22 protein-coding genes and 1 riboswitch are annotated in these 22350 nt (G+C 60.9%); of the genes, 18 read left to right on the top strand and 4 right to left on the bottom strand.

Going from position 1 to position 22350, the window contains the following annotated elements:
- The first annotated feature begins 5 nt into the window (after positions 1 to 5).
- From hflC to ACNKH3_RS00930, 4 genes are all read left to right on the top strand, one after another.
- A complete protein-coding gene (hflC, locus tag ACNKH3_RS00945) occupies positions 6 to 950 on the top strand; it encodes a protease modulator HflC (protein ID WP_417915879.1) in 945 nt (314 codons plus the stop codon).
- A gap of 62 nt (positions 951 to 1012) precedes the next feature.
- Complete coding sequence (locus ACNKH3_RS00940) at positions 1013 to 2008, top strand: P-loop NTPase (protein ID WP_417915878.1); 996 nt, start codon at positions 1013 to 1015, stop codon at positions 2006 to 2008.
- A gap of 70 nt (positions 2009 to 2078) precedes the next feature.
- Entirely contained in the window at positions 2079 to 2705 is a 627-nt protein-coding gene (locus ACNKH3_RS00935; protein WP_420207909.1) for an MBL fold metallo-hydrolase, read from the top strand.
- A 97-nt stretch (positions 2706 to 2802) separates the two neighbouring features.
- A complete protein-coding gene (locus tag ACNKH3_RS00930; RefSeq protein WP_420207908.1) occupies positions 2803 to 4050 on the top strand; it encodes a diguanylate cyclase in 1248 nt (415 codons plus the stop codon).
- 37 nt (positions 4051 to 4087) lie between these two features.
- Here ACNKH3_RS00930 and dmeF read toward each other — a convergent pair whose 3' ends face one another.
- Genes dmeF through ACNKH3_RS00915 form a run of 3 tightly spaced genes read right to left on the bottom strand, consistent with a single transcriptional unit; the run spans position 4088 to position 7152 of the window.
- On the bottom strand, positions 4088 to 5056 hold the full coding sequence (gene dmeF / locus ACNKH3_RS00925; RefSeq protein ID WP_417917024.1) for a CDF family Co(II)/Ni(II) efflux transporter DmeF: 969 nt from the start codon (positions 5054 to 5056) through the stop codon (positions 4088 to 4090).
- A gap of 12 nt (positions 5057 to 5068) precedes the next feature.
- The gene (locus ACNKH3_RS00920; RefSeq protein WP_417917025.1) at positions 5069 to 5662 is read right to left on the bottom strand and encodes a histidine phosphatase family protein; all 594 of its coding nucleotides are present in this window, start codon (positions 5660 to 5662) and stop codon (positions 5069 to 5071) included.
- A gap of 2 nt (positions 5663 to 5664) precedes the next feature.
- Positions 5665 to 7152, bottom strand: coding sequence for a CHAD domain-containing protein (locus ACNKH3_RS00915; RefSeq protein ID WP_420207907.1), 1488 nt, complete (start codon positions 7150 to 7152; stop codon positions 5665 to 5667).
- Positions 7153 to 7482: 330 nt separating this feature from the next.
- Positions 7483 to 7561: riboswitch (cyclic di-GMP riboswitch) on the top strand.
- Between the two features lie 24 nt (positions 7562 to 7585).
- Here ACNKH3_RS00915 and ACNKH3_RS00910 point away from each other — a divergent pair.
- From ACNKH3_RS00910 to pabB, 11 genes are all read left to right on the top strand, one after another.
- Complete coding sequence (locus ACNKH3_RS00910) at positions 7586 to 8263, top strand: CAP domain-containing protein (protein ID WP_417916897.1); 678 nt, start codon at positions 7586 to 7588, stop codon at positions 8261 to 8263.
- A gap of 340 nt (positions 8264 to 8603) precedes the next feature.
- Positions 8604 to 10685 (top strand): elongation factor G, encoded by a 2082-nt coding sequence (gene fusA, locus ACNKH3_RS00905; protein ID WP_420207906.1) that lies wholly within the window; start codon positions 8604 to 8606, stop codon positions 10683 to 10685.
- Between the two features lie 23 nt (positions 10686 to 10708).
- A complete protein-coding gene (locus tag ACNKH3_RS00900) occupies positions 10709 to 11401 on the top strand; it encodes a DEAD/DEAH box helicase family protein (RefSeq protein ID WP_420207905.1) in 693 nt (230 codons plus the stop codon).
- A gap of 217 nt (positions 11402 to 11618) precedes the next feature.
- A complete protein-coding gene (gene hisA, locus ACNKH3_RS00895) occupies positions 11619 to 12383 on the top strand; it encodes a phosphoribosylformimino-5-aminoimidazole carboxamide ribotide isomerase (RefSeq protein WP_420207904.1) in 765 nt (254 codons plus the stop codon).
- A gap of 3 nt (positions 12384 to 12386) precedes the next feature.
- Positions 12387 to 12797 (top strand): hypothetical protein, encoded by a 411-nt coding sequence (locus ACNKH3_RS00890; protein ID WP_420207903.1) that lies wholly within the window; start codon positions 12387 to 12389, stop codon positions 12795 to 12797.
- A 217-nt stretch (positions 12798 to 13014) separates the two neighbouring features.
- Positions 13015 to 13956, top strand: a complete 942-nt coding sequence (gene fmt / locus ACNKH3_RS00885; protein ID WP_420207902.1) for a methionyl-tRNA formyltransferase — start codon at positions 13015 to 13017, stop codon at positions 13954 to 13956.
- An 8-nt stretch (positions 13957 to 13964) separates the two neighbouring features.
- Entirely contained in the window at positions 13965 to 15146 is a 1182-nt protein-coding gene (larC, locus tag ACNKH3_RS00880; protein ID WP_420207901.1) for a nickel pincer cofactor biosynthesis protein LarC, read from the top strand.
- Positions 15147 to 15152: 6 nt separating this feature from the next.
- Positions 15153 to 16382, top strand: coding sequence for a lipoprotein-releasing ABC transporter permease subunit (locus ACNKH3_RS00875; RefSeq protein WP_420207900.1), 1230 nt, complete (start codon positions 15153 to 15155; stop codon positions 16380 to 16382).
- A complete protein-coding gene (locus ACNKH3_RS00870; RefSeq protein ID WP_420207899.1) occupies positions 16375 to 17073 on the top strand; it encodes an ABC transporter ATP-binding protein in 699 nt (232 codons plus the stop codon). Before ACNKH3_RS00875 ends, ACNKH3_RS00870 begins: the two co-directional genes overlap by 8 nt.
- The gene (locus ACNKH3_RS00865) at positions 17070 to 17549 is read left to right on the top strand and encodes a hypothetical protein (RefSeq protein ID WP_420207898.1); all 480 of its coding nucleotides are present in this window, start codon (positions 17070 to 17072) and stop codon (positions 17547 to 17549) included. Before ACNKH3_RS00870 ends, ACNKH3_RS00865 begins: the two co-directional genes overlap by 4 nt.
- Positions 17546 to 19405, top strand: a complete 1860-nt coding sequence (gene pabB, locus ACNKH3_RS00860; protein WP_420207897.1) for an aminodeoxychorismate synthase component I — start codon at positions 17546 to 17548, stop codon at positions 19403 to 19405. The genes ACNKH3_RS00865 and pabB overlap by 4 nt, the downstream gene beginning before the upstream one ends.
- A gap of 37 nt (positions 19406 to 19442) precedes the next feature.
- Here pabB and ACNKH3_RS00855 read toward each other — a convergent pair whose 3' ends face one another.
- Positions 19443 to 20390 (bottom strand): YkgJ family cysteine cluster protein, encoded by a 948-nt coding sequence (locus ACNKH3_RS00855; RefSeq protein WP_420207896.1) that lies wholly within the window; start codon positions 20388 to 20390, stop codon positions 19443 to 19445.
- A gap of 234 nt (positions 20391 to 20624) precedes the next feature.
- On the opposite strand from ACNKH3_RS00855, the gene ACNKH3_RS00850 reads away from it, so the two are divergent.
- The 3 genes from ACNKH3_RS00850 to ACNKH3_RS00840 are packed head-to-tail and all read left to right on the top strand — an operon-like array spanning position 20625 to position 22121.
- The gene (locus ACNKH3_RS00850) at positions 20625 to 20822 is read left to right on the top strand and encodes a hypothetical protein (RefSeq protein ID WP_420207895.1); all 198 of its coding nucleotides are present in this window, start codon (positions 20625 to 20627) and stop codon (positions 20820 to 20822) included.
- A gap of 60 nt (positions 20823 to 20882) precedes the next feature.
- Positions 20883 to 21665, top strand: a complete 783-nt coding sequence (locus ACNKH3_RS00845; protein WP_420207894.1) for a histidinol-phosphatase — start codon at positions 20883 to 20885, stop codon at positions 21663 to 21665.
- A 48-nt stretch (positions 21666 to 21713) separates the two neighbouring features.
- Positions 21714 to 22121 (top strand): thioredoxin family protein, encoded by a 408-nt coding sequence (locus tag ACNKH3_RS00840; RefSeq protein ID WP_420207893.1) that lies wholly within the window; start codon positions 21714 to 21716, stop codon positions 22119 to 22121.
- Positions 22122 to 22350 lie beyond the last annotated feature (229 nt).

The raw sequence follows: 22350 nt of genomic DNA, 5'->3' as shown, positions 1-22350 counted from the left end.
AGATCATGCCGAAACAACAAATGCTCAACGGCCTCTACCTGCTGCTGGCCGGCCTGCTCCTGCTCATGGTGCTGGACGGCTTCTATGTCCTGCCGGAGGGCAGGCAGGCGGTGATCACGCAGTTCGGCGCGCCGGTGGGCGAGCCGGTCACTGAGGCCGGACTGAAAGTGAAGATGCCCTTCCTGCACCGGGTGCGGATCTTTGAGAAGCGCATCCTGATCTGGGACGGCTATCCGAACGAGATCCCGACCAACGACAAGACCTTCATCTACATGGACACCACCGCCCGCTGGCGGATCAAGGACGCGCTCCAATTCCTCCAGGCAGTGGGAAGCGAGGAGCGCGCCAAGACCCTGCTCAACGACATCATCAACGGCGCGGTGCGGGACATGGTCAACAAAAACGACCTGATCGAGATCATCCGCTCCTCGGACTGGAATCCTGAGTATGTGGTGGAGACCTCCTCGGCCAGCGACCTGACCAGGCCGCCGCAGAAAGGCCGCGACCAGATCAGCCGGATGGCGCTGGAGCAGGCTTCCAAGGACGCGCTCAAGTACGGCATCGAGCTGATTGACGTGATGTTCAAGCGGGTCAACTACATCGACTCGGTGCGCAAGCGGGTTTACGAGCGGATGATCTCCGAGCGCAAGCGGATCGCCGAGGAAAAACGCTCGCTCGGCAAGGGCCGCTATCAGGAGATCGTCGGCAAAATGGGGCGCGAGCTGAAGGAGATCATCTCCGAGGCGCAGCGGCAGGCCACGGAAATTCGCGGCAAGGCGGACGCGGAAGCGTCGCGGCTTTACGGCGAGGCATACAGCGGCCACGCCGAGTTTTATTCCTTCCAGAAGAGCTTGGAGAGCTACCAGAGCATCATCGGCGGCCAGACCACGCTGATGCTCCCGCCGGATGCCGAGCTGTTCAAGCACCTCCAGTCGCCGTCGGCGCGATGAGACACCCCCTCCCGCTTTCGGCGGGAGGTTCTTTTTTTCAACCCAATTGAGGGAGAAGCGTCATGAGTTCCTGTTCATCATCAAGCTCCTGCGGCAGCAAAGGCAGCTCCAGCTGCGCCAGCTCCGCCCAGCTCAACGCCGCCAGCGCCCATTTGGCTCAGCAGGACATCGCCATCACCAAGTCGCTGGGCAAGATCAAACATAAAATTCTCGTCATGAGCGGCAAGGGCGGCGTAGGCAAGTCCACCGTGGCCGTCAATCTCGCTTTAGGCCTAGCCGAGCGCGGCCATAAGGTCGGCCTGATGGATGTTGACCTGCACGGCCCGGATGTCTGCCGGATGCTCAACCTCACCGGCAGTCTGGAGACGATGCAAAGCGGCGCGAACGGCCTGGTGCCGCCGCTGCTCTACAACGGCAAGCTGAAGGTGGTCTCGCTGGAGTACATGATGAAGGACCGCGACGAGGCCATCATCTGGCGCGGGCCGCTGAAGATTCAGGCCATCCGCCAGTTTGTCGCCGACATGGACTGGGGCGAGCTGGACTACCTGATCGTTGACGCGCCTCCGGGCACAGGCGATGAGCCGCTCTCCGTGGCCCAGACCATGCCCAACGTGCAGGCCGTGGTCGTGACCACGCCGCAGGAGGTGGCTTTGGCCGACGTGCGCAAGTCGCTCAACTTCTGCCGCACGGTGAAGATGCCGGTGGCTGGCGTGGTTGAGAACATGTCCGGCTTTGTCTGCCCGCATTGCGGCGAGACTGTGGACATCTTCGGAGTCGGCGGCGGCGAGAAGACCGCCCGTGACTTTGATTTGCCCTTCTTAGGCCGGGTGCCGATGGATCCCCGCGTGGTCATGGGCGGCGACAACGGCACGCCCTATCTGTCATCGAACGCCGACAGTCCGGCGGTGAAGGCATTCGCCGCCGTGATCAGCGCGGTGGAGCAGCGGCTGCCTGTCAAAGGCGATCTCCGGCTGAACATGGCAGGCTCCACCGCCTCGTGCGGCTGCGGCTGCGGCGAGAGCTGCGCCTCGGAGAAAACATCGTCCTGCACCTGCTGAAATGCCCTCCGGTCAGGAGCGGCCCGGCTCCTGACCACGTCTTTTGAAAATTTTCCGTTCTTCACTCATAATGAAAATCCAGCAACTGATCGTCGGCATGATGGATGTCTGCTGCTACATCGTCTCCTGCGCCAAAACCGGCAAGGCCGCCGTGATCGACTGCGGCGGGGATGTGGACAAAGTCCTTGCCGCCTGCCAAAAAGAAGGACTGGAGGTCGTTTACATCATCTCCACCCACGGCCATCCTGACCACGTCTGCGGCAACGAGCCGCTCAAGCAGGCCACCGGCGCGCAAATTGTCATGCACCGGGCCGATGTCGAGTTCTTCAGCACCGAGGAGGCGCGGAGCTACTTTGCCCAGCTCGGCCTGCCGGAGTCCCCGCCCGCCGACCTGCTGGTCGAGGACGGCGACCTCATCCGCATCGGCGAGGAGACGCTGACTGTGATCCACACTCCCGGCCACACGCCGGGCGGCATCTGTCTCTACAGCGCCCCGGACTGCTTCAGCGGCGACACCCTCTTTGCAGGCGGGGTCGGGCGCACCGATTTCCCCGGCGGCTCGATGCGCGAGCTGTCGCAGTCGATCAGCGAGCGGCTGCTGACTCTGCCGCCGGAAACCGCAGTCTGGCCGGGCCACGGCTACGGCGGCTCCAAATCCACCATCGGCAGAGAGGCGAGGAGCAACCCCTATATCTGAGAGGAAGCAGGAACAATCTGGCAGGGCTGGACGGGCGGCGGACAGGCTGCTCCTGCTCAACCGCATCTTCTGGACAGTCCTGCTCTTCTGGACCGCTGTGCTGGCCGGGCTGCTTCTCTGGGCGCTGGCCAAGGAGCAGCGGCACCTGCTCGAATACGCCCGCTTGGAGGCCAGAGCCAATTTCAACAAAGACATGGCCCTGCGCGCCTGGGCCGCCAAGCACGGCGGCGTGTATGTGCCTGCCGCGTCCGACACCCCGCCCAACCCCTACCTCGCCCATCTCCCTGAGCGCGACGTGCTGACCACCTCCGGCAAGCGGCTGACTCTGATGAATCCGGCCTACATGCTCCGGCAGGTGATGAACGACTTCTCCGGGCAGTACGGCATCAGAGGGCGGATCACCAGCCTCAAGCCGCTCAATCCGGTCAACGCCCCGGACGCATGGGAGCTGCGCGTCCTCCGCCAGTTCGAGCAGGGCGTGACCGAAGTCTCTGAATTCGCGGAACTTGACCGCCAGCCGTATCTCCGCTACATGCGGGCCTTCCGCACGCAGGAAGACTGCCTCAAATGCCACCGGCATCAGGGCTACAAGCAGGGCGACGTGCGCGGCGGCATCGGCGTGTCCGTGCCGCTTCAGCCCTACTTGGACATCAGACAGCACACAGAGCGCACCCTGCTCGCCTCCTGCGGCCTGCTCTGGCTCATCGGCGGCGCGGGCCTGCTCGGCATGAACCGCTTTGTCCGGCGGCAGATACTCCGGCAGCGCGACACTGAGGCCGCCCTGCTGGAGCAGGCCGCTGAACTGGCCCGGCTGAATGAACTTCTCTCGCATCAGGCCATGTACGACGGCCTGACCCACGTGCACAACCGCCGCGCCTTTGATCAGCGGCTGAACAAGGAGTGGCAGCGCTGGATTCTGAGCGGCAAGGTTTTTTCGCTGCTCATCGCCGACATAGATTTCTTCAAAAGCTACAACGATGCCTGCGGCCATCTGGAAGGCGACACCTGCCTGCGGGCCGTGGCTCAGACGCTCCAGCAGAACGCGGCCCGCGTCAATGACTTCACGGCCCGCTACGGCGGCGAGGAGTTCGTGCTCATTCTGCCCGGAGCCGGACTGGAGCAGGCCCTGCTGATGGCGGAACAAGCCCGGCTGGCGGTGGAGCGGCTGGCGTTGCCGCATCCGGCCTCAAGCTGCGCCAAGGTCATCACGCTCTCGGTCGGCGCTGCGGCGGTCAGCCAGCTGACTGACACTGAAGCCGGCTGCTCCGGTCTGCTGGCCTTGGCCGATCAGGCGCTGTACGCGGCCAAGAAAGGCGGACGGAACCGCGTCGCCGCCGCTCAGTAAATTCATTTTTTTCAAAACCATCCGTCCTTTCTTCCTCTCATGCCTTGCTTTTTTCTGGAACGCACGGCGGCCCTTCGCAGGCATTCACCTCGACAGTGACATGCGAGAGCGAATGAAATTGCCGCAGCAGCTCTTTGTAATGCTCCGGCGGTTTTGGATAATGCGTGACCACGGCGATAATCGCCGCGTAGTGATTCGCGCCCGCCTTCCAGACGTGCATGTCTGAGACCCGGTTGTCCGCGTCCTGCTCCACCGCCGCCTGAATCGCCTGCCGCTGCTCCTGATCAATGCTGCTGTCCAAGAGAATCGGCGCGGTCTCTTGAATCAGGCCCCAGGCCCAAGCTGTGATGATCGCCGCGCCGACGATGCCCATCAGCGGATCCAGCCAGTGCCAGCCGAAGAATTTGCCAGCCAGCAGGGCGGTAATTGCCAGAACCGAGGTCAGCGCGTCGGCCAGCACATGCAGATAAGCGGCCCGCAGGTTGTGGTCATGATGATGATGGTCATGCCCGCAGCTGTGATCATGGCTGTGGCTGCGCTCGTGATGATGATGGCCGTCTTTGAGCAGAAAGGCGCTGATCAGATTCACCGCAAAACCGATGACGGCCACGGCAATGGCCTCGTCGAAGCGGATTGCCGCTGGCGCGGCCAGCCGCGCCAGCGATTCAGCCAGCATGAGCAGGGCGACGACTGCCAAGGCCGCCGCGCTGGCAAATCCCGCCAGCACCTCCACCTTTCCCGCGCCAAAGGCGTAGCGCAGACTGTGCTGGTGCTTGCGCACATGGCGGTAAGCGAAAACCGCGATCAGAAAGGCGGCGGCGTGCGTGCCCATGTGCCAGCCGTCGGCGAGCAGCGCCATTGAGCCGAAAACCGTGCCGGCAATGATTTCGGCGGTCATGGTCAGCAAAGTGAGGAAAAGGACAAGCCGCGTCCGCCGTTCGCCGCTCTCGTTGTTCAGGGCAAAGGGATGGCTGTGCTGCCAGTTCTGCAAGGTGCTGATGTGCATGAAAAATCAATTTCAGAGGTTCAGGCCGCGCAGCACGCCTCCGCCGCCGGGAAAAAGATCAAGAATAGTCAGCGAGGCAGGCCGCACGTCAAAAAGGAGATAACTGCGCGGCGGCAGGCCCAAGGCAAGACAGATCATGGTGCGGATCACCCCGCCGTGAGTGACTGCGCCGACAACACCGCCTTGGGCGGTGAAATCGGCCAGCAGCTGGCTGATCCTGCTGACAAAATCCGCTACCGCCTCGCCGCCGGGAAAGGTGAAGTCTTCGTACTGCTGCCAGGCTTCTACTTGCTCCGGCTCGGTCGCGGCGATGTCGGCGAAGGTGCGCAGCTCCCAGCTGCCGAAATCAATTTCCCGCAGCCGCCGCTCATAAATCGGCGGCGCCAAGGCGCAGCCCTGCCGCCGCAGGCAGTCCAAGGTCTGCCGGGCGCGGCGCAGCGGACTGCAAAGCCAGCGTTCCGCTGTTTGCAGCTCAGGCAGCAGGCCAGTCAGCCGCTTCAGCCCTTGGCCGGAAAGCGGCGGATCGCTGCTGCCGACCAAGCAGCCCGGCGGAACAGCAGCCGGGCCATGCCGCAGCAGCAGCAGGCGGGCGCATTGCTCGGCCATGATCAGTGCTCCAGCAGCTGCCGCGCCCGCTTCACTTTATCCCGGCAGAGGAAAAGCTGAAAGCTCTCCCGCAGCCCGGCGCGGGCCTGCTCCCGCCGCTGGCGCAAATCCGCCAGCAGGCCGCCGACAGCGGCCGCCGCCCCACTTTCCAGCCCGGCGGCGAGCTGCCGGGCCAGCAAGGCTTCCTGCACCGCCAGATCATTGGCCAGCCCCAAGCTGTCTTGGAGCTGCTTGAGCAGGCCGGTCAGCCAATCCATCTCCGCCGCTGAAAAAAGAGAGCGGAAGAATTCCAAGGCATAGCGCAGTTTTTTCACCTCGATCCGCAGGCGGTGCAGCTCCGCATCAGCGGCATCGCTGTCCGCCGACCGCAGTGCCCGCAGCAGCCGGGCAAAACGGCGGCTGAGAATCCGCTGGGCCGTCTTGCCCGCAGGTCTGCCGCTTTCCCCCTCTTCCTCCAGCCACGCCTGCCAGCCGCGCAGCAGCTCCTCCTGCTCCGGCGCGTTCAGCCGCTGGGCCAGCTTGTCCTGCTCGGCGGCCCGCTGCGCTGCCAGCCCGGCGAAAAAGCTGTCCAATCCGGGGTGCAGCAGCTCCGGCAGGCGGGCGCGGCAGTCCTTGGCCGTCAGCAGCTGCACATCAAGATCGCGGGCCGGGCCGGTGAGCTGCCCCAGTTCTTTGAAGGCCGCGCTGAACCGGGCGGCACCCTCTGGCTCAAGATCGTTCTTGAAAAGATTCAAGGCGGAGCGGGTGCGGCGCAGAGCCACCCGGTAATCGTGAAGAAACTCGCAGTCTGTGTTGTCGGCTACGCCCGGCTGGTTGCGGCGGAGAATATCTAACAGCTGAAGGCAGATGCGCTTGGCCGCCTGCCGGCAGTCCATGTCCGGCTCCAGCTGTGGGGCAAACTGGCAGCCGCCCGGCATTTGGCCAGTGTTTGCCAGAGCGGCCTCAAGCTGTTCCTTGGCCGCCGCCTGGCGCAGTCTGCCGCAATGCCGCTTCAGCCTGCGCGCCAGCCGCTGAAAGGCCCTGCCTGCGCCGGGAGCCGCCCTAAATTCCAGCAGGCAGCCCTGCTCGGTCTCAGTGAGCAGGGCCAAGGCTGCTGTCTTCCCCTTCCAAGTCATCAAATGCAGGCTTGACGCGGCGCCGGACAAATCGCCCTGCCTGAGCAGGGCGCGGGTCTGAAGCAGGGCGGCCAGATGCTGCCGGAGTTCGGAGTCCGGCAGCTCCTGCCACAAGGAGGGCGGCTCGGCGGCCAGCGGCAGCGGCTCAGCGACGGCCTTGCCGCTGAAATCGGCGAGGCGCAGCAGCCCTTCTTCAGTGAAGCAGACAAGGCCATGCCGCCAGAGCCGCCAGTCAAAGCTGTCCCAAAAGACAACTTGGCGGGAATATGGCGCAGACTTTGTCAGGGCATATTTTTTCCCCAGCCATGCTGTGAGTTCAGACAGGGAGGATGGCGCCAGCCAAGGCAGATGAAATTGGAAAGAATGTTGTTTCATAAAAAATTCAGAGGAATTGAAGGAACAGAAGGGAATGTATAAAAAATTATACGAAGATGACAGGATATATGAAAATATCTTATTCCGCAAGTCCAAGATGGACAGCGGGAAAAAGAAAAGGGTATCTTCTTGATATTAAATGATTAACAAGTATGCTGCCACGTTTCCTGGTGTATTTTTTATATTTTATTTAAAAATGATAACTATTATCAACTGGCTTGACGGGAACAATTTTTTGGCCTATCCTGAAAGTAAGGAGTCTGCTTATTAACTGAGCGGGGTGCCGAACTTTCTGGTGGGTGCGGGCCGCGTTGCTGCCTGCGCCGGAAAGTTGAACAAAGCCACAGCCGTCGCGAGGCGGCGCCGGAAAGCCACGGGTCTCCAATTTGGAGACAGCCGGGCTGCCTGCTTCACAGATACCAGGGAGGTTGTCATGAAAACAACAATCTTAACAACAACAGGAGGAAAATCACGTTTACAGAAAACAGCGGCTGCACTGGCCGGACTGCTGCTGGCCGCTGCCCTCGGCGCGTGCCAAGCCAAGCCGGAAAATGCCCGTCCTATGCCTCCTCCTGCTGCCAGCGGCCAAAGCGGCTGGATGCTTCTCAGCAGCACTGTGCCAGCGGCGGAGGCCGCTGAAATGGTCGCTGCGGGCGGACGGAGCGGCGGGGTTGATCCGGCGGCAATGGTCGCCGCGCACAACCGCTGGCGGGCGGAGGTAGGGGTGTCCGGCCTGCGCTGGTCGGACAAGCTGGCAGGTGTGGCCCAAGGCTGGGCGGACCGGCTGAAGAGCGAGGGCTGCTCGATGTACCACAGCGGCAACGGCTACGGCGAGAACATCTACAAGGCCAGCTCACTGATGTGGTCGGATGGCCGCCGTGACTTGCAGAAGAAAACGCCGCAGCAGGTCACGGACAGCTGGGGCAGCGAGATCAAGTTCTACAGCTACGCTGACAACAGCTGCAGCGGAGTCTGCGGGCACTACACGCAGGTGGTATGGAAAGACACCAAGGAAGTGGGCTGCGCCATGTCAGTCTGCGGCGACAACTCGCAGATATGGGTGTGCAGCTACGCCCCGGCAGGCAACGTCGTCGGTCAGAAGCCCTACTGAACCGTCCCATTCCGGCCTTCAACCTCAGCAAGCCGTCTCCGGTTTCCGCCGGAGACGGCTTTTTTTCCGGCCTGCCCCTGCTGGTTTAGGCTTGCGCCGCCGGGCAATTCAGTGTATATAGATTCTTTTTTTCGTGGCAGCCGCCGTTTTGCGGCAGAGCTGCCGCCTGAAGCCGCCTGTCGGCCCGGCAGCGGCAGCATGGGGACACGTGTCAAGGGGTTGCAGAATGCTGTGACTCCTTTTTTATTTTTCAACTGACGTTTGCAGGCGGGCGGCTGGGTTCCGTCCGGGGCAGGCCGGGGAAGAAGATCACAGCGGTCAGGACGCAGAGGAACATGAGATGAACAAAGATTTGAAGTTTGTGCGGAACATCGGCATCAGCGCCCATATCGATTCGGGCAAGACCACGCTCACCGAGCGCATTCTGTTCTACACCCAGCGCATTCACGCCATCCACGAGGTGCGCGGCAAGGACGGCGTGGGCGCGACCATGGACTCGATGGAGCTGGAGCGCGAGCGCGGCATCACCATTCAGTCCGCCGCCACCTACTGCTCGTGGAAGGACACCAGCATCAACATCATTGACACCCCCGGCCACGTGGACTTCACGGTCGAGGTGGAGCGCGCCCTGCGCGTGCTGGACGGTGCCATCCTCGTCCTCTGCTCGGTGGGTGGTGTGCAGTCGCAGTCCATCACGGTTGACCGGCAGATGACCCGCTACAATGTGCCGCGCATCGCCTTCATCAACAAGTGCGACCGCACCGGTGCCAACCCGGAGCGCGTTGTCCGCCAACTGCGCGAGAAGCTGAACCTGAACGCCATCATGCTCCAGATTCCCATCGGTCTGGAGAACGATCTGGACGGCGTCGTTGACCTGATCACCATGGAAGCGGTCTATTTCGAGGGCGAGCAGGGCCGCGACATCCGCCGCGCCGAGATTCCTGCCCATCTGCTGGAGCAGGCCAAGGCCAAGCGCGAGGAGATGCTGGACGCGGTCTCGATGTTCTCGGACGAGCTGATGGAGGCGATGCTGGAGGAAGGCGACATCCCGCCGGAGCTGATCCGCGACGCGGTCCGCAAAGGCACCCTTTCCTTGCAGCTGGCCCCGGTGATGATGGGTTCCGCTTACAAGAACAAAGGCGTGCAGGAGCTGCTCGACGCAGTGCAGATGTATCTGCCCTGCCCGACCGATGTTGAGAACATCGCCCTTGACCTCGACAACAACGAGGCCGAGGTGAAAGTCAGCAACAACCCGGAGGATCCGCTGGTTGCGCTGGCCTTCAAGCTGGAGGACGGACGCTACGGCCAGCTGACCTACGTCCGCACTTATCAGGGCGAGGTCAAGAAGGGCGACTTCATCGTCAACAGCCGCACCGGCAAAAAGGTCAAGGTGGGCCGTCTGGTGCGGATGCACGCCAACGAGATGGAGGAGATCGACGAGGCAGGCTCAGGCGACATCATCGCCCTCTTTGGCGTGGACTGCGCGTCCGGCGACACCTTCTGCGGCGGCAACATCAACTGGTCCATGACCTCGATGCATATTCCGGCCCCGGTTATTTCTTTGGCGATCAAGCCGAAGGACACCAAAGCGCAGGACAACATCTCCAAGGCCCTGAACCGCTTTTGCAAGGAAGACCCGACCTTCAAGTCCTTTGTCGATCATGAGACCGGCGAGACGATCATCTCCGGCATGGGCGAGCTGCATCTGGATGTCTATATCGAGCGGATGAAGCGCGAGTACAAAGCGGAAGTTGAAGTAGGCGCGCCGCGCGTCGCCTACCGCGAGGCCATCACCCAGCGGGCGGACTTCGACTACACCCACAAGAAGCAGACCGGCGGCTCCGGCCAGTTCGGTCGCGTTGCGGGCTACATGGAGCCGCTGGCCGAGGGCAACTACGAGTTTGTTGACGAGATCGTCGGCGGTTCGATTCCCCGCGAGTTCATCCCCTCCTGCGACAAGGGCTTCACCGCTTCGATGGACAAGGGCCTGCTCATCGGCGCGCCGATCAACGGGGTGCGGATGGTGATCAACGACGGCAGCTACCACACGGTTGACTCCTCGGACATGGCCTTCCAGCAGGCGGCCAAGGGCGCGTTTCGAGAGGCCTACCGCAAGGCGGGCGCGGTGATCATGGAGCCGATCATGAAAGTGGCGGTGGAAGGGCCGTCCGAGTTCCAAGGCTCAATTATGGGCAGCCTCAACCAGCGGCGCGGCATCATCGTCGGCACCTCTGAGGAGGCCAACTATACGGTGGTTGAGGCGGAGATGCCGCTGTCCGAGATGTTCGGCTATTCAACGGTGCTCCGCTCGCTGACCCAGGGCAAGGCTGAGTTCAGCATGGAGTTCGCCGCCTACCGGCAGGTGCCGAAGGGCGTGGCCGAGCAGCTGATCAAGGACTTTGAAGCCTCCAAGAAGAACTGACACAACCCAACACGAGGTGCATCATGGGATATGAACCGTTAGTCAAGCAGAACCCCCTGCGGGTGCTCAAGCTGGCCGGAAACGACAGAAAGATGGGGCTGATCATGGCCCGCACCGGCCTCGGCAAGACCGCCCTGCTGGTGCAGATCGCGCTGGAATCCATCCTGCGCGGCAAGCGGGTGCTGCACATCAGCATCGGCGAGAGCTTGGACAAAACCAAGCTCTGGTATGACGACATGCTTCAGGCTGTCCTCCAAGAATGCCCGGTGGCCAGGCCGCACGAGCTGATCGACATGGTCCGCCAGCACCGGATGATCATGACCTTCAAGGCGGGCGCATTTGACCGCGAGCGGCTGGAGGAGCGGCTGCACGATCTGATTCAGCAGAACATTTTCACCCCGGACTGCGTGGTGATCGACGGCTTTGACTTCACTGCCACCGATCACGCCAAGCTGGAGGATGTGAAGAAGCTGATGGAGGAGCTGAAGCTGCAAACATGGTTCTCCGCCACCAGCCACCGCGACGATCCGCGCGTCTCGCCCTCCGGCGTGCCCGCGCCCTGCCATGAGCTGGACGATCTCTTTGAGAACGTCATCCTGCTCAAGCCGGAGCAGGATCATGTCGTTCTGCAAATCCTCCGCGACAAGGGCAAAAAGGTGGACGAGGCCAGCCATCTCGGCCTTGATCCAGCCACCATGCTGGTACGGCAGGATTAACTGTCGGGCCGACCTGCACAGGTTGTCCAAGCCTTCCCGATAAGCTGTTGGAAGATTCTTGATAAGCTGTGCAGGCTCCCCCGACAGGCTGTCGGGGATCTCTCGACAGCCTGTGCAGCGATTCCCGATAAGCTGTCGGGACATGCCCGACAGCTTATGCAGATTTCTCCGACAGGCTGTCGGGGTGATTTCGTCTCATCTCTCCCACGTCACCGCCATGCGTTTCCGTCCCTGCATCGACCTGCATGAAGGCAGGGTCAAGCAGATCGTCGGCTCAACCCTGAGCGACGGCAGCTCCGCAGCCCTCCGCACCAACTTCTCTTCCGATCTGCCGTCTTCTTGGTACGCCAATTTGTACCGGCAGGACAATCTCCCCGGCGGCCACATTATCATGCTGGGGCCGGGCAATGAGGCTGCGGCAAAGGATGCGCTGGCCGCTTGGCCGGGCGGGCTTCAGCTTGGCGGCGGCATCACGGCGGCCAATGCCGAGCACTGGCTGGAGGCCGGAGCCTCGCACGTCATCGTCACCTCCTATGTTTTCCACGACGGCCAGCTTGATTTTGGGCGGCTGGAACATCTGCGTCAATTGATTGGCAAAGAGCGGCTGGTGCTCGATTTAAGCTGCCGCTGGCGTGAGGACGGTTATTACGTCGTCACCGACCGCTGGCAGAAGTTCACGCAGCTGCGCGTCAGCAAGGAGCTGCTGATTGAGCTGGCCGCAAGCTGCGCCGAATTTCTCATCCATGCCGTGGATGTGGAAGGCAAGTGCATGGGCGTGGACGAACGGCTGCTGGCCCTGCTGGCTGAAGCTGATGCGCCAGTGCCGATCACCTACGCGGGTGGCGTGAGCAGCATGGCTGATCTGGAGCTGATCCGGCGGGTTGGCCAGAACAAAATTGATGCGACCGTGGGCAGCGCGCTGGACATCTTCGGCGGCAGCGGGTGCGCGTATGATGAGGTGGTGGCGTTCTGCCGCAATTGATGCTTGGCAGCCTGCGAGAAGGGCTTGCTCATTGAGCAAGTTCGATTTGCTTCTGCTCCTCACGGAAATGCCCGCCAGTCTCTCGGTTTTCTCTGGCAAAAATTTATCCGGTCGCCTGACTGGCTTTGGCTGACCCGCTTGGAAAGAAGCCGACACATTAATCCAGATACAACAAAAAATCGTCCTGTCAATCAGGCTGTTATCTCAGAACAAGTCGATATCGTGCATCTTGCAGGATACGGCCTGATCAAGGTGTTCAAGAAAGTCAGAACAGAAAATGACATTGAACACTGGGCGACCAATGACCTCAAGATGACTGACCTGATGCGTTTCAAATATGCCGAGATCAGCTGGATGATCGAGATGTTTATATCCTTACGCCAGTTAATCTTTATGCAACTACGTAACTCCTAAATAAAATGAAATCGGTATGTTTTGAGGTGCCTTTGAATCAAAATGGACTGTCCCTGTCATTGATATCACCCTCAAACTGAAGGGCTTCTTTGAAAAACTCATAGAACGGAAGAGCCGCAGCGAAGAAGGCTTGACAGGCCGGGCCGCCGGGCATAAAGTGGAGTTTGCTGCCGCACCCGCCCGGCTTTCCATCAAGAAGAAACGCACAGCGCTGCCAATGACTTCCCCGCTCCGCATCATTTTCATGGGCACCCCGGTTTTCGCCCTGCCCAGCCTGCAAGCCCTGCTCGCCGGGCCGGACAAAGTGGTCTGCGCGGTCTGCCGCACCGACAGCTGCCAAGGCCGGGGCCGGAAGGTCTGCCCGCCGCCGGTCAAGACGCTGGCCGAGCAGGCCGGGATTCCGGTCTTGCAGCCGGAGTCCATCCGCACCGAGGAATTTTTTGAGACCATCCGCGCCTTCGAGCCGGATTTGATGGTCGTTGTCGCCTATGGCAAAATTCTGCCGGGCCGCCTGCTCCGGCTGCCCCGTTTCGGCACAATCAACGTGCATGGCTCGCTGCTGCCCAAATACCGGGGAGCCGCGCCGATTCAGCGCGCCCTGATCAACGGCGAGACCGAAACCGGAGTGACCATCATGCAGATGGACGAGGGCATAGACACCGGCGACATCCTCCTGCCCGCCCGCCTGCCGATCGACGCTGCCGACACCAGCGGCAGCCTTTCGGGCAAGCTCGCCCGGCTTGGCGGCGAGACCCTGCTTGAAGCTGTCGCCCGGCTCAAAGCAGGACAGCTTCCGGCGGTCAGGCAGGACGAGGCGCAGGCCAGCTATGCGGCCATGCTTGGCAAAGAGGAGGGCCATCTCGACTGGAGCCGTCCGGCCCGCGAGCTGCACTGCCTGATTCGCGGCCTTGATCCCTGGCCTTCGGCATACAGCTTTTTTGACGGTCGCCGCTTCCGCTTCTTTCAGCCGCAGGTGGTGCCCGGCGACGTGCGCGAGCTGCCGGGCGCCATCTGCCGCGCCGACTGCAACGGGATTTTAGCAGCCACGGGCAAAGACTATCTGCTCATCCGTGAAATTCAGCCGGAGGGCAAAAAACGGATGTGCGTGCAGACCTGCATCTGCGGGCTGCGCCTGCCGGTCGGCCAGCAGTTCACCTGAGTCCGGCGATGAGGAACATCTGCTATTTGGACTGTTTTTCCGGCATCAGCGGCAACATGCTGCTCGGTGCCCTGCTTGATGCCGGACTGCCGGAGGAGCTGCTGCGGGCCGAGCTGGCCAAGCTCGATTTGGACGGCTGGCGGCTGGAATGCAAGCAGACTGTTCAGGCCGGGCTGCGGGCGACGCTCGCGCAGGTGCATCTGAGCAAAAGCACGAAATGCCGCCATTTGGCCGAAATTGAGGCACTGATAGAGGACTCAGCCTTGGCGGCGGCGGTCAAAGAGCGGGCTTTGGCCGTGTTTCAGCGGCTGGCTGAGGCCGAGGCCCGCGTCCACGGCAGCAGTGTGGACGAAGTGCATTTTCACGAGGTCGGCGCGGCGGATGCGATTATTGATATTGTCGGCGCGGTCGTCGGGCTGCATCATCTCGGCATCAGCGAGACAGTCTGCTCGCCGCTGCCGCTGGCATCCGGCTGGGTGCGCTGCGCGCATGGCGAGCTGCCCCTGCCTGCCCCGGCAGTCTGCGAGCTGCTCAAAAACGTGCCGGTGCGCGGCGAGCTGCTGGCGCAGGAATTAGTCACCCCCACCGGCGCGGCCTTGGCTGTCGGCTTGAGCAGCTCTTTCGGCCCGCTGCCGCCGATGATCCTGAGCCGCAGCGGCTGCGGCGCAGGCACCCGCCGCCGCCGTGACGGCAGGCCCAATCTGCTCCGGCTGCTGATCGGACAGCGGCAGGAAGTCGAGGAGGCGCAGCTGGTCGAGGTGATTGAGACCTGTCTTGACGACTGGAACCCGGAGTTCTGGCCGCATGTTTCAGCAAAGATGATGGCTGCGGGCGCGCTGGATCTCAGCCTGTCTCCTGTGCAGATGAAAAAAGGACGGCCCGGCTTCCTCCTCCGGCTGATTGCCGATCCCGCTCATGCCGCCCGCCTGAAAGAGCTGCTGCTGACAGAAACCAGCGCGATCGGCCTCCGTTTTCACAGCGAGCGCAGAATGACCCTGCCGAGAACGGCGGTCGAGCTGGCCACGCCGTGGGGCGCGGTGCGGGCGAAGCAGGTGGAGCTGCCTGACGGCTGCTGCCGCCTCAAGCCGGAATATGAAGACTGCGCCCGTCTGGCGCGGGAACATGGCATTCCCCTGCAACAAGTTCACGCGGCGGCGCAGGCCGCAGCCGCCCTCTCCAATCCAAGCTGAGTGCCCATGTCCTTTGAACGCTTTGTCAGCTTCCGCTATCTGCGCGCCAAGCGCAGGCAGAAGTTCATCTCGCTGATTTCCCTGATTTCGGTGCTCGGCGTGGCGGTCGGGGTGATGGCCCTGATTGTTGTCCTTTCGGTTTACACCGGCTTCACCGAAGGCCTGCGCGACCAGATCATCGGCATCAACGCCCACATCTTGGTGCAGCAGTTCGGCGGCGAGATCGACCGGCCCGCGCTGCTCAGGCAGGATGTGGAGCAGATCAAAGGGGTGACGGCGGCCACGCCCTACATCTACGCCCAAGCCCTGATCACCTCTGGCGGCGGCCAGTCGTCGGGCATCGCGGTTCGCGGCCTTGATCCGGCCAGCGCAGGCCGGGTGATCAGTTTGGAGACAAAAATGATCAGCGGCAGCTTGGCTGACCTGAACGGCCAGCAGGACATGCCCGGCATCGTGCTCGGCAAGGAGATGGCCGCCCAGCTCCGGGTGCAGCAGGGCGGGAAAATCCGTCTGATTTCGCCCAACGGCCCGCTCACGCCGATGGGCGTGCTGCCCAAGGTGCAGACCTGCGTGGTCAGCGGCATTTTCGCCACCGGCATGTATGAATACGACTCGACTATGGGCTTTGTCAATTTGGACACCGCCCGGCGGCTGGCAGGGATTGAGGGCGAGGGCGTGCACGGCCTTGAGGTGCGGGTGGCGGACATCGACAAAGCCAACCTGACCGCCGCCGCCATCCGCGAGCGGCTCGGCCAGACGTATTCCGTGCGCGACTGGATGCAGCTCAACCAGAACCTCTTCGCCGCCCTCAAATTGGAGAAAATCGGCATCTTCATCGCCCTTGACCTGATCATCCTTGTCGCCTCCCTGAACATCATCAGCGCGCTAGTGATGGTGGTGATGGAGAAAAACAAAGACATCGCCATCCTCAAATCCATGGGCGCGAAGACCGGCTCGATCATGCGCATCTTCTTCTATCAGGGCGCGGTGATCGGCTTGGGCGGCACCGCGCTGGGAGTCACGCTCGGCCTGAGCATCTGCGCCCTGCTCAAGCGGTATAAAATCATCGAGCTGCCGAGCAATGTCTATCCCATGTCCACCATGCCAGTGAAAGTGGTGCCGATAGACGTAACCGTGATCGCTGTCTCGGCCATTCTGATCACGCTGGCCGCTACCCTTTATCCTTCTTGGAAAGCGTCGCGCATCCGGCCTGCGGAGGCATTGAGCTATGAATGAGCTGAATATCTCCGCCGCAGACTCCCTGCTGCTGCACGCGGTCAATATTCACAAGGATTACGGTACGAAAGAGAATCCGGTTCGGGTGCTGCGCCGGGTGAGCATCGAGGTGGCGCGGGGTGAAATGCTGGCCATCGTCGGCGCGTCCGGCTCCGGCAAAACCACCTTGCTGCAAATTCTCGGCAGCCTTGACGTGCCGGACAAGGGCCAGCTCTTCTTTGCAGGCCGCGACCTGCGCCGCCTCTCTGACAACCAGCTCGCCGCGCACCGGAACAAGCACATCGGCTTCATCTTCCAGTTTCATTATCTGCTGCCAGAATTCACGGCCTTGGAAAACGTGATGATGCCCGGCCTAATCGCCCGGCAGCAGGAAGGCAAATTGAAAGAACGGGCCACACGCCTGCTTCAGCAGGTCGGGCTGGGCCACCGGCTGGAGCACCGCAGCGGCGAGCTGTCCGGCGGCGAGCAGCAGCGGGTGGCCTTGGCGCGCGCCTTGGTCATGCAGCCCGCCCTGCTTTTGGCCGACGAGCCGACCGGCAACCTTGACTCTGCCAGCGGCCGGCAAGTCTTCGAGCTGCTGACTGAGCTGTGCCGCACGCAGTCCATGTCCGTGGTCATGGTCACGCACAATCTGGAGCTGGCAGCAGCTATGGACCGCTGTCTGACCCTGAAGGACGGAGCTTTGGCGTGAAGAGGCAGCTGCTGTTGATCGGTCTCGCTTGCTGCGCCATGCCCTCTGCTGCGCTGGCCAAAGGCGGCTGGATTGCGGACCCGAAAACTGGCTGTCAGATCAAAAATCCGCTCCCCATTCCTGATGAAGCAGTTTTGTGGTCAGGGGAATGCAAAGACGGCAAGGCCAGCGCGCCGGGAAAACTGCTTTGGCTTGCCAAAAACAAGCTTTTTCTCACCATAGAAGGCATATTTGAAGACGGACAATGCCGCCGTAATTGCGCTGTGAGCACCGAGACAGGCAACAAATATCTTGGCGAGATGCTGGATAACAGGCCGGACGGCAGCGGCACAATGACCTACGCTGACGGCACGAAATATTCCGGCAGCTGGTCTGGCGGTAAAAAGCACGGCAAAGGTGTTTTCACAGCCAAAGACGGCTCGTCCCAAGAAGAAACATGGGAGCACGGCAAGCAAATTCCTGACGCGCCGCATTGAAGCCCTTCAGCGATGCCGACATTCTCCGTCTCACGTCTTGGCTTGCCCAGCAGGATGATTTTGTTTTTCTCGAAAGCTCCAGAGTGACGGCGGAGAACTGCCGCTCTTTCCTCTTTCTCAATCCAAGCAGTCATCTGATCTGCCGTTCCAGCGATGACGCAGCCGCGTTTCTCAAGCAAGTTGACCAGCTCCGGCAGCAGGGCTTTTTTCTTGCAGGCTGGTTAGATTATGAATTCGGCTATTTGCTGGAGCCGCGCCTGCGCCGCTTTCTCAGCGATGAAAGCAGCAGGCCTCTGGCTGTACTGGGTGTTTACAGCGAGCCGCTGATTTTTGACCATCAGGCCGGAATCTGGAGCGGGGCAGTGCCGGGCGCGATGGATGCCGCTGAAGACTCTTTCTCCTGCTCTGATCTGCAAACAAGCATCTGCCGGGAAGAATACCTGCTGGCGGTTGAAAAAATTCAGGACTGCATCCGCGCTGGCGACACATATCAGGTCAACTTCACGCTGCATTTCGACTTCACCTTTCAAGGTTCGGCAGCAGCGTTCTACCGCGCCCTGCGGCGCAATCAGTCGGTCTGCTACAGCGCGTGGATCCGGCATAACGGGCAGGACATCCTCAGCTTTTCGCCAGAGTTGTTCTTCCGCGCCGACACGGAAAAAGTGCGGGTGCGGCCCATGAAAGGCACTCTGCGCCGAGGCCGCACAAATTCTGAGGACGAGGATCGGCGGCGGCGGCTGCAAGCCGATCCGAAAAACCGGAGCGAAAACGTGATGATCGTTGATCTGCTCCGCAACGATTTGGGCCGCCTGCTGCATGAGTCCGGCGGCGGGCAGGTCGCGCCCCGCGCTCTTTTCCAAGTGGAAACCTACGAATCTCTGCTGCAAATGACCTCGACCATTGACGGCATTCCGGCAGGTGCCGCGCCCTCCTTTCGGCAGATGATCGAGGCCTTGTTCCCCTGCGGCTCTGTCACTGGAGCACCGAAAATCAGGACGATGGAGATCATCCGCGAGCTGGAGCGGCAGCGGCGCGGTGTTTATTGCGGCGCGGTCGGCTTCACCAGCCAGCAGGAAAGCTGCTTCAACGTGCCGATCCGCACTGTGGAGCTGGCGCAGAGCCGAGGCAGAATGGGCATCGGCTCCGGCATTGTCGCGGACTCCAAGGCCGAGGAGGAATGGGCGGAATGTCTGCTCAAAGGCAATTTCCTGACCAAAAACGAGCCGGATTTTCAGCTCATCGAAACGCTGCTCTGGCAGCCGGGAAGCGGCTTTTTCCTTCTTGAGTATCATTTGGAGCGGCTGGCGGATTCCTCCCGCTATTTTCATTTTTCCTGCGATATTGAAGCAGTGCGGCAGCGGCTGACAGCGGCTGTTGCGCAGCGGCATGAGCGGCAGCGGGTGCGCCTGCTGCTTTGCCGGGACGGCAGACTTGACATCAATGCAGTCTTGCTGCCGGACGAGCTGCCGCCTGCGGAGCTGCCGAAGGTGATTTTTTCGCAGGAACGGATTGATCCTGCCGATTCGCACCGCTTTCATAAAACCACCCGCCGCGAGCTGTACGACCGGGAGCGCGGCAGAGCCGTTGCGCAGGGCTTTTACGAGGTGCTTTTTGTCAACACCGCCGGGCAGGTGACGGAAGGCAGCATCAGCAATCTTTTTGTCCGGCTGAAGAAAAACGGCCCGCTTTTCACCCCGCCGGTCAGCTGCGGCCTGCTGGCGGGAACGTTCCGACGGATGCTGCTGGAGCAAGGAAAAGCAATGGAACGGGTGCTGACGGTGGAGGAGGTGCGGACGGCGGCAGAGCTTTATGCCGCCAATTCAGTGCGGGGGTTGGTGCGGATGCAGCTGGCCTGAGCGGGAGCCTGTCCAGCCTCCCGCTCCGCCGGGCGGCTCAGGACTTGCCTGCCTCCTGCGCCTTTTTCATCTGCTCGCGCTCGGCCTTGAGCTGCTTGTAGTCCTCTTCAATCCGGCGCAGGTTCTGCTCCTGCTCCTTTTTCATCGCCTCCGCCTTTTCCATCACCTTGGCCTTGTTCATCGTCAGCCCTTCGGCGCCAAAGAGCACGTTGGCCAGATACTTGAAAGAGAAGCGCAGCAGGGCCTCGTCGTCCTGCCGGATGCTCTCCACAGTTTCCGGGTCGATTTCGTAGGTCTTGAGGAACGAGCTTTCAAAGATGAAGCAGCGGAAATGATCTAAATCCGTGGAGGCCATGAAGAACATCCGCTGCGCCGCCTCAGAGAGACTGGCTTGGAGGCTGAAGGACTTGCGCCGCATCACCAGCCGCAGCCATTCCTTGTTCATCTCGTCGCGGAGATCCACGCCCTGATCGGCCCGCCACTCGCCGATGGTCCACCGCTTCGGCTCCTCAAAGCCTTTGCAGTGCGGCTCTTTGACCAAAAAGAAAAATTTGTCCTCGCTCCCTTCCTTGCCGCCTTCATGAAAATCGGCCATGCCCACTGGATAGTAACGGCAGGCCGTGGGCCGGTCGGAATAGACCGTGCAGCCCTCCGGAGTGACAAAAGGGCAGCCGTTTTTCTCGCCGGTCAGCTTGATCTGCACGCCCGGCATGTCGGTCTTTTCCAGATACGTTGGTTCCGTGTAGCTCGTGAGGAACTCATGGGCCGACAGATTCAGCCGCCGCCGCAGGGTAAGGATGTCGTAGGGGGTCAGCACGATCTGGATGTTGTGGCAGCAGGCTGTGAAGCAGCTGACTCCCGGATGGCATTCAAATTGCAGCGGAGAGTCAAGGCTCAATTTCTCCGGCAGAATGTGCGAGGGGTTCTTGTCCGTGGTTGACTGGAGAAATTCCCTCTTGATCCCGCCGCCGTTGCTGTCGCTCATGGTTGTTCCTGTTCTGATGGGTTTCCGGCGGAGCGTCCTCCTCCGCGTCTGCATGACCTTTTTCAGCATATTACCATCAGCAGGGGCGCTGTCAAACGAAACTTGCCCTGCCCGCCTGTTTCCGGGCCAGCCGGGACAGGACTTGCTTTTTCGGCAAAAGAAACTATAATCTTTTTAGACGCATGTTTCAGGGGCGGCTGCCGCCCTGTCAAGGTTCCCATCAACGGAAAATACATGAAGAAAATATTTGCCCGTCCGATTGACTTCAGCAAGGTGGAGACCTTGGTCTATCATCTTCCTGACGGCCCGGCCTTTTCCATGGAGATGAACGAGTTCGCCGACATGTTCAATTTCGAGATGGAGTTTGGCGACATCTGCGACACCTCGGAGATTGACGGCGTGATTCATTTCTTCCCCAAAGGGAACGCCTGATTTCCACCCTTCCCCAGCCGTCCTTCTGCGGCGGCTGAGGTCTTTTTTTCATTTCCGCTCATGCCTGTTTTTTCTCCTGTCGACCTCAGCGGCGACCACCATATTCACACCAAGCTCTGCAATCACGCCTCCGGCGAAATGGAGGATTATGTGCGCGCAGCCGTCAGCAGGGGCTTGCAGTCCATGACCTTTTTGGAGCATCTGGAATGCGGCCTGATCTATGAGCAGCAAATCTGGCTGACCCCGGAGCTGTTTGCGCAGTATTTTGAAGAAGGCTTCCGGCTGAAAAAAAAATATGCAGGCCAGATCGAGGTGCAGCTGGGAGTAGAGATCGGCTGGAACGCGCTGGCGGCGGATGAGCTGCGGGCCACATTGGCCCGGTTTCCCTTCGAGCACCGGGGGCTGTCCTGCCATTTTTATTTTGACGGCAGCCGTCATCTCAACATGTTGAGCAGCAGGCAGGAGCATATTGACGCGCTGATCGAGGTCGGCGCGGACAAGGTGCTGGAGGCGTATTTCGCCAGCCTGATCGAAGCCTGCGGCGAGATTCCCTGCGACAAGCTCTGCCACCTTGACGCGGCCCTGCGCCACCTGCCGAACATCCGCCTGACTGCCCGCCATCAGGCGCAGATCAGCCAGCTGCTGGAGCTGCTGCGCGGCAAAAACATCGCCTTGGAGGTCAACACCTCCGGCTATGCGGTCCGGCCTGCGCCGTATCCCGGAGCGGAAATCATCCGTCGGGCGGCGGCAATGGGCATCGCCCTGATTCCTGGCTCCGATGCCCACCACCCGGAGCAGGTGGGGCGGCATTTTGAGCAGATCCGACAACTCTTATCTCCTTGAAAAGCGATCAATTTACGACATTCTTTCCTGCTGGCCGCCGCAGCCGTCATGCTGCTTTCCGGCAAAGCTGCATTTGCCCTGAGTGCCAATACTTGGCACAGCAAGGCATCGGGATATGAAGAAATTTATGAAGGGGCGAAGAACGAGGAAAAGCCGTTCTTCCTCTTGTTCCATGTTGACTGGTGCGGGTATTGCAAGCGGTTGCAATCAGAGCTGCTTGACAACAGCAAGGTGCGGCAGTTCCTCGCCTCCTATTACCGGGTGAAAATCAACCCGGAAGACGGCGGGAAGGAAAATCTCATCGCCATGAAATATGGCGTGAGAGGCTATCCGAACTTCCGTGTGGTCTTCCCGGAAGGCGGCAGCGTGAGGGTGCATCCGTTCAAACGAGGCCGAATTTACACGCCGGACGAGTTTATTGCCGAATTGGAAGCAGTGCTGGCAAAAGAGAACTGAACCTTCTTTATCTCTTGCAGGAATGCTCTGATGAAAAAAACTGATCGAATTTGAGCTGAACGGCCAGCCGGTTTATGTTGAAACCGAGACCTAATGTGCAACTCTTAAAAAAAATGCCCGATCCATGGGGCGCATCCTGTAGAATAGCGGTATCTAAGCCATATTCACAAGGAGCGCGCCATGGACCGGGACAGTTTCATTATCGCTGTTTTTCTGACAGTCTGCAACC

Source organism: Candidatus Electronema sp. JC (genome assembly GCF_048287365.2).
Classification (GTDB): domain Bacteria; phylum Desulfobacterota; class Desulfobulbia; order Desulfobulbales; family Desulfobulbaceae; genus Electronema.
Note: the sequence above shows the minus strand (reverse complement) of the source record. Positions and strands in the feature narration are given on the sequence as shown.

What these genes read in the sequence shown, in the direction of transcription:
- hflC (WP_417915879.1), top strand. Translation starts at nt 6, where the DNA reads ATGCCGAAACAACAAATGCTCAACGGCCTCTACCTGCTGCTGGCCGGC.
- ACNKH3_RS00940 (WP_417915878.1), top strand. Translation starts at nt 1,013, where the DNA reads ATGAGTTCCTGTTCATCATCAAGCTCCTGCGGCAGCAAAGGCAGCTCC.
- ACNKH3_RS00935 (WP_420207909.1), top strand. Translation starts at nt 2,079, where the DNA reads ATGAAAATCCAGCAACTGATCGTCGGCATGATGGATGTCTGCTGCTAC.
- dmeF (WP_417917024.1), bottom strand. Translation starts at nt 5,056, where the DNA reads ATGCACATCAGCACCTTGCAGAACTGGCAGCACAGCCATCCCTTTGCC.
- ACNKH3_RS00920 (WP_417917025.1), bottom strand. Translation starts at nt 5,662, where the DNA reads ATGGCCGAGCAATGCGCCCGCCTGCTGCTGCTGCGGCATGGCCCGGCT.
- ACNKH3_RS00915 (WP_420207907.1), bottom strand. Translation starts at nt 7,152, where the DNA reads ATGAAACAACATTCTTTCCAATTTCATCTGCCTTGGCTGGCGCCATCC.
- ACNKH3_RS00910 (WP_417916897.1), top strand. Translation starts at nt 7,586, where the DNA reads ATGAAAACAACAATCTTAACAACAACAGGAGGAAAATCACGTTTACAG.
- fusA (WP_420207906.1), top strand. Translation starts at nt 8,604, where the DNA reads ATGAACAAAGATTTGAAGTTTGTGCGGAACATCGGCATCAGCGCCCAT.
- ACNKH3_RS00900 (WP_420207905.1), top strand. Translation starts at nt 10,709, where the DNA reads ATGGGATATGAACCGTTAGTCAAGCAGAACCCCCTGCGGGTGCTCAAG.
- hisA (WP_420207904.1), top strand. Translation starts at nt 11,619, where the DNA reads ATGCGTTTCCGTCCCTGCATCGACCTGCATGAAGGCAGGGTCAAGCAG.
- fmt (WP_420207902.1), top strand. Translation starts at nt 13,015, where the DNA reads ATGACTTCCCCGCTCCGCATCATTTTCATGGGCACCCCGGTTTTCGCC.
- larC (WP_420207901.1), top strand. Translation starts at nt 13,965, where the DNA reads ATGAGGAACATCTGCTATTTGGACTGTTTTTCCGGCATCAGCGGCAAC.
- ACNKH3_RS00875 (WP_420207900.1), top strand. Translation starts at nt 15,153, where the DNA reads ATGTCCTTTGAACGCTTTGTCAGCTTCCGCTATCTGCGCGCCAAGCGC.
- ACNKH3_RS00870 (WP_420207899.1), top strand. Translation starts at nt 16,375, where the DNA reads ATGAATGAGCTGAATATCTCCGCCGCAGACTCCCTGCTGCTGCACGCG.
- ACNKH3_RS00855 (WP_420207896.1), bottom strand. Translation starts at nt 20,390, where the DNA reads ATGAGCGACAGCAACGGCGGCGGGATCAAGAGGGAATTTCTCCAGTCA.
- ACNKH3_RS00850 (WP_420207895.1), top strand. Translation starts at nt 20,625, where the DNA reads ATGAAGAAAATATTTGCCCGTCCGATTGACTTCAGCAAGGTGGAGACC.
- ACNKH3_RS00845 (WP_420207894.1), top strand. Translation starts at nt 20,883, where the DNA reads ATGCCTGTTTTTTCTCCTGTCGACCTCAGCGGCGACCACCATATTCAC.
- ACNKH3_RS00840 (WP_420207893.1), top strand. Translation starts at nt 21,714, where the DNA reads ATGCTGCTTTCCGGCAAAGCTGCATTTGCCCTGAGTGCCAATACTTGG.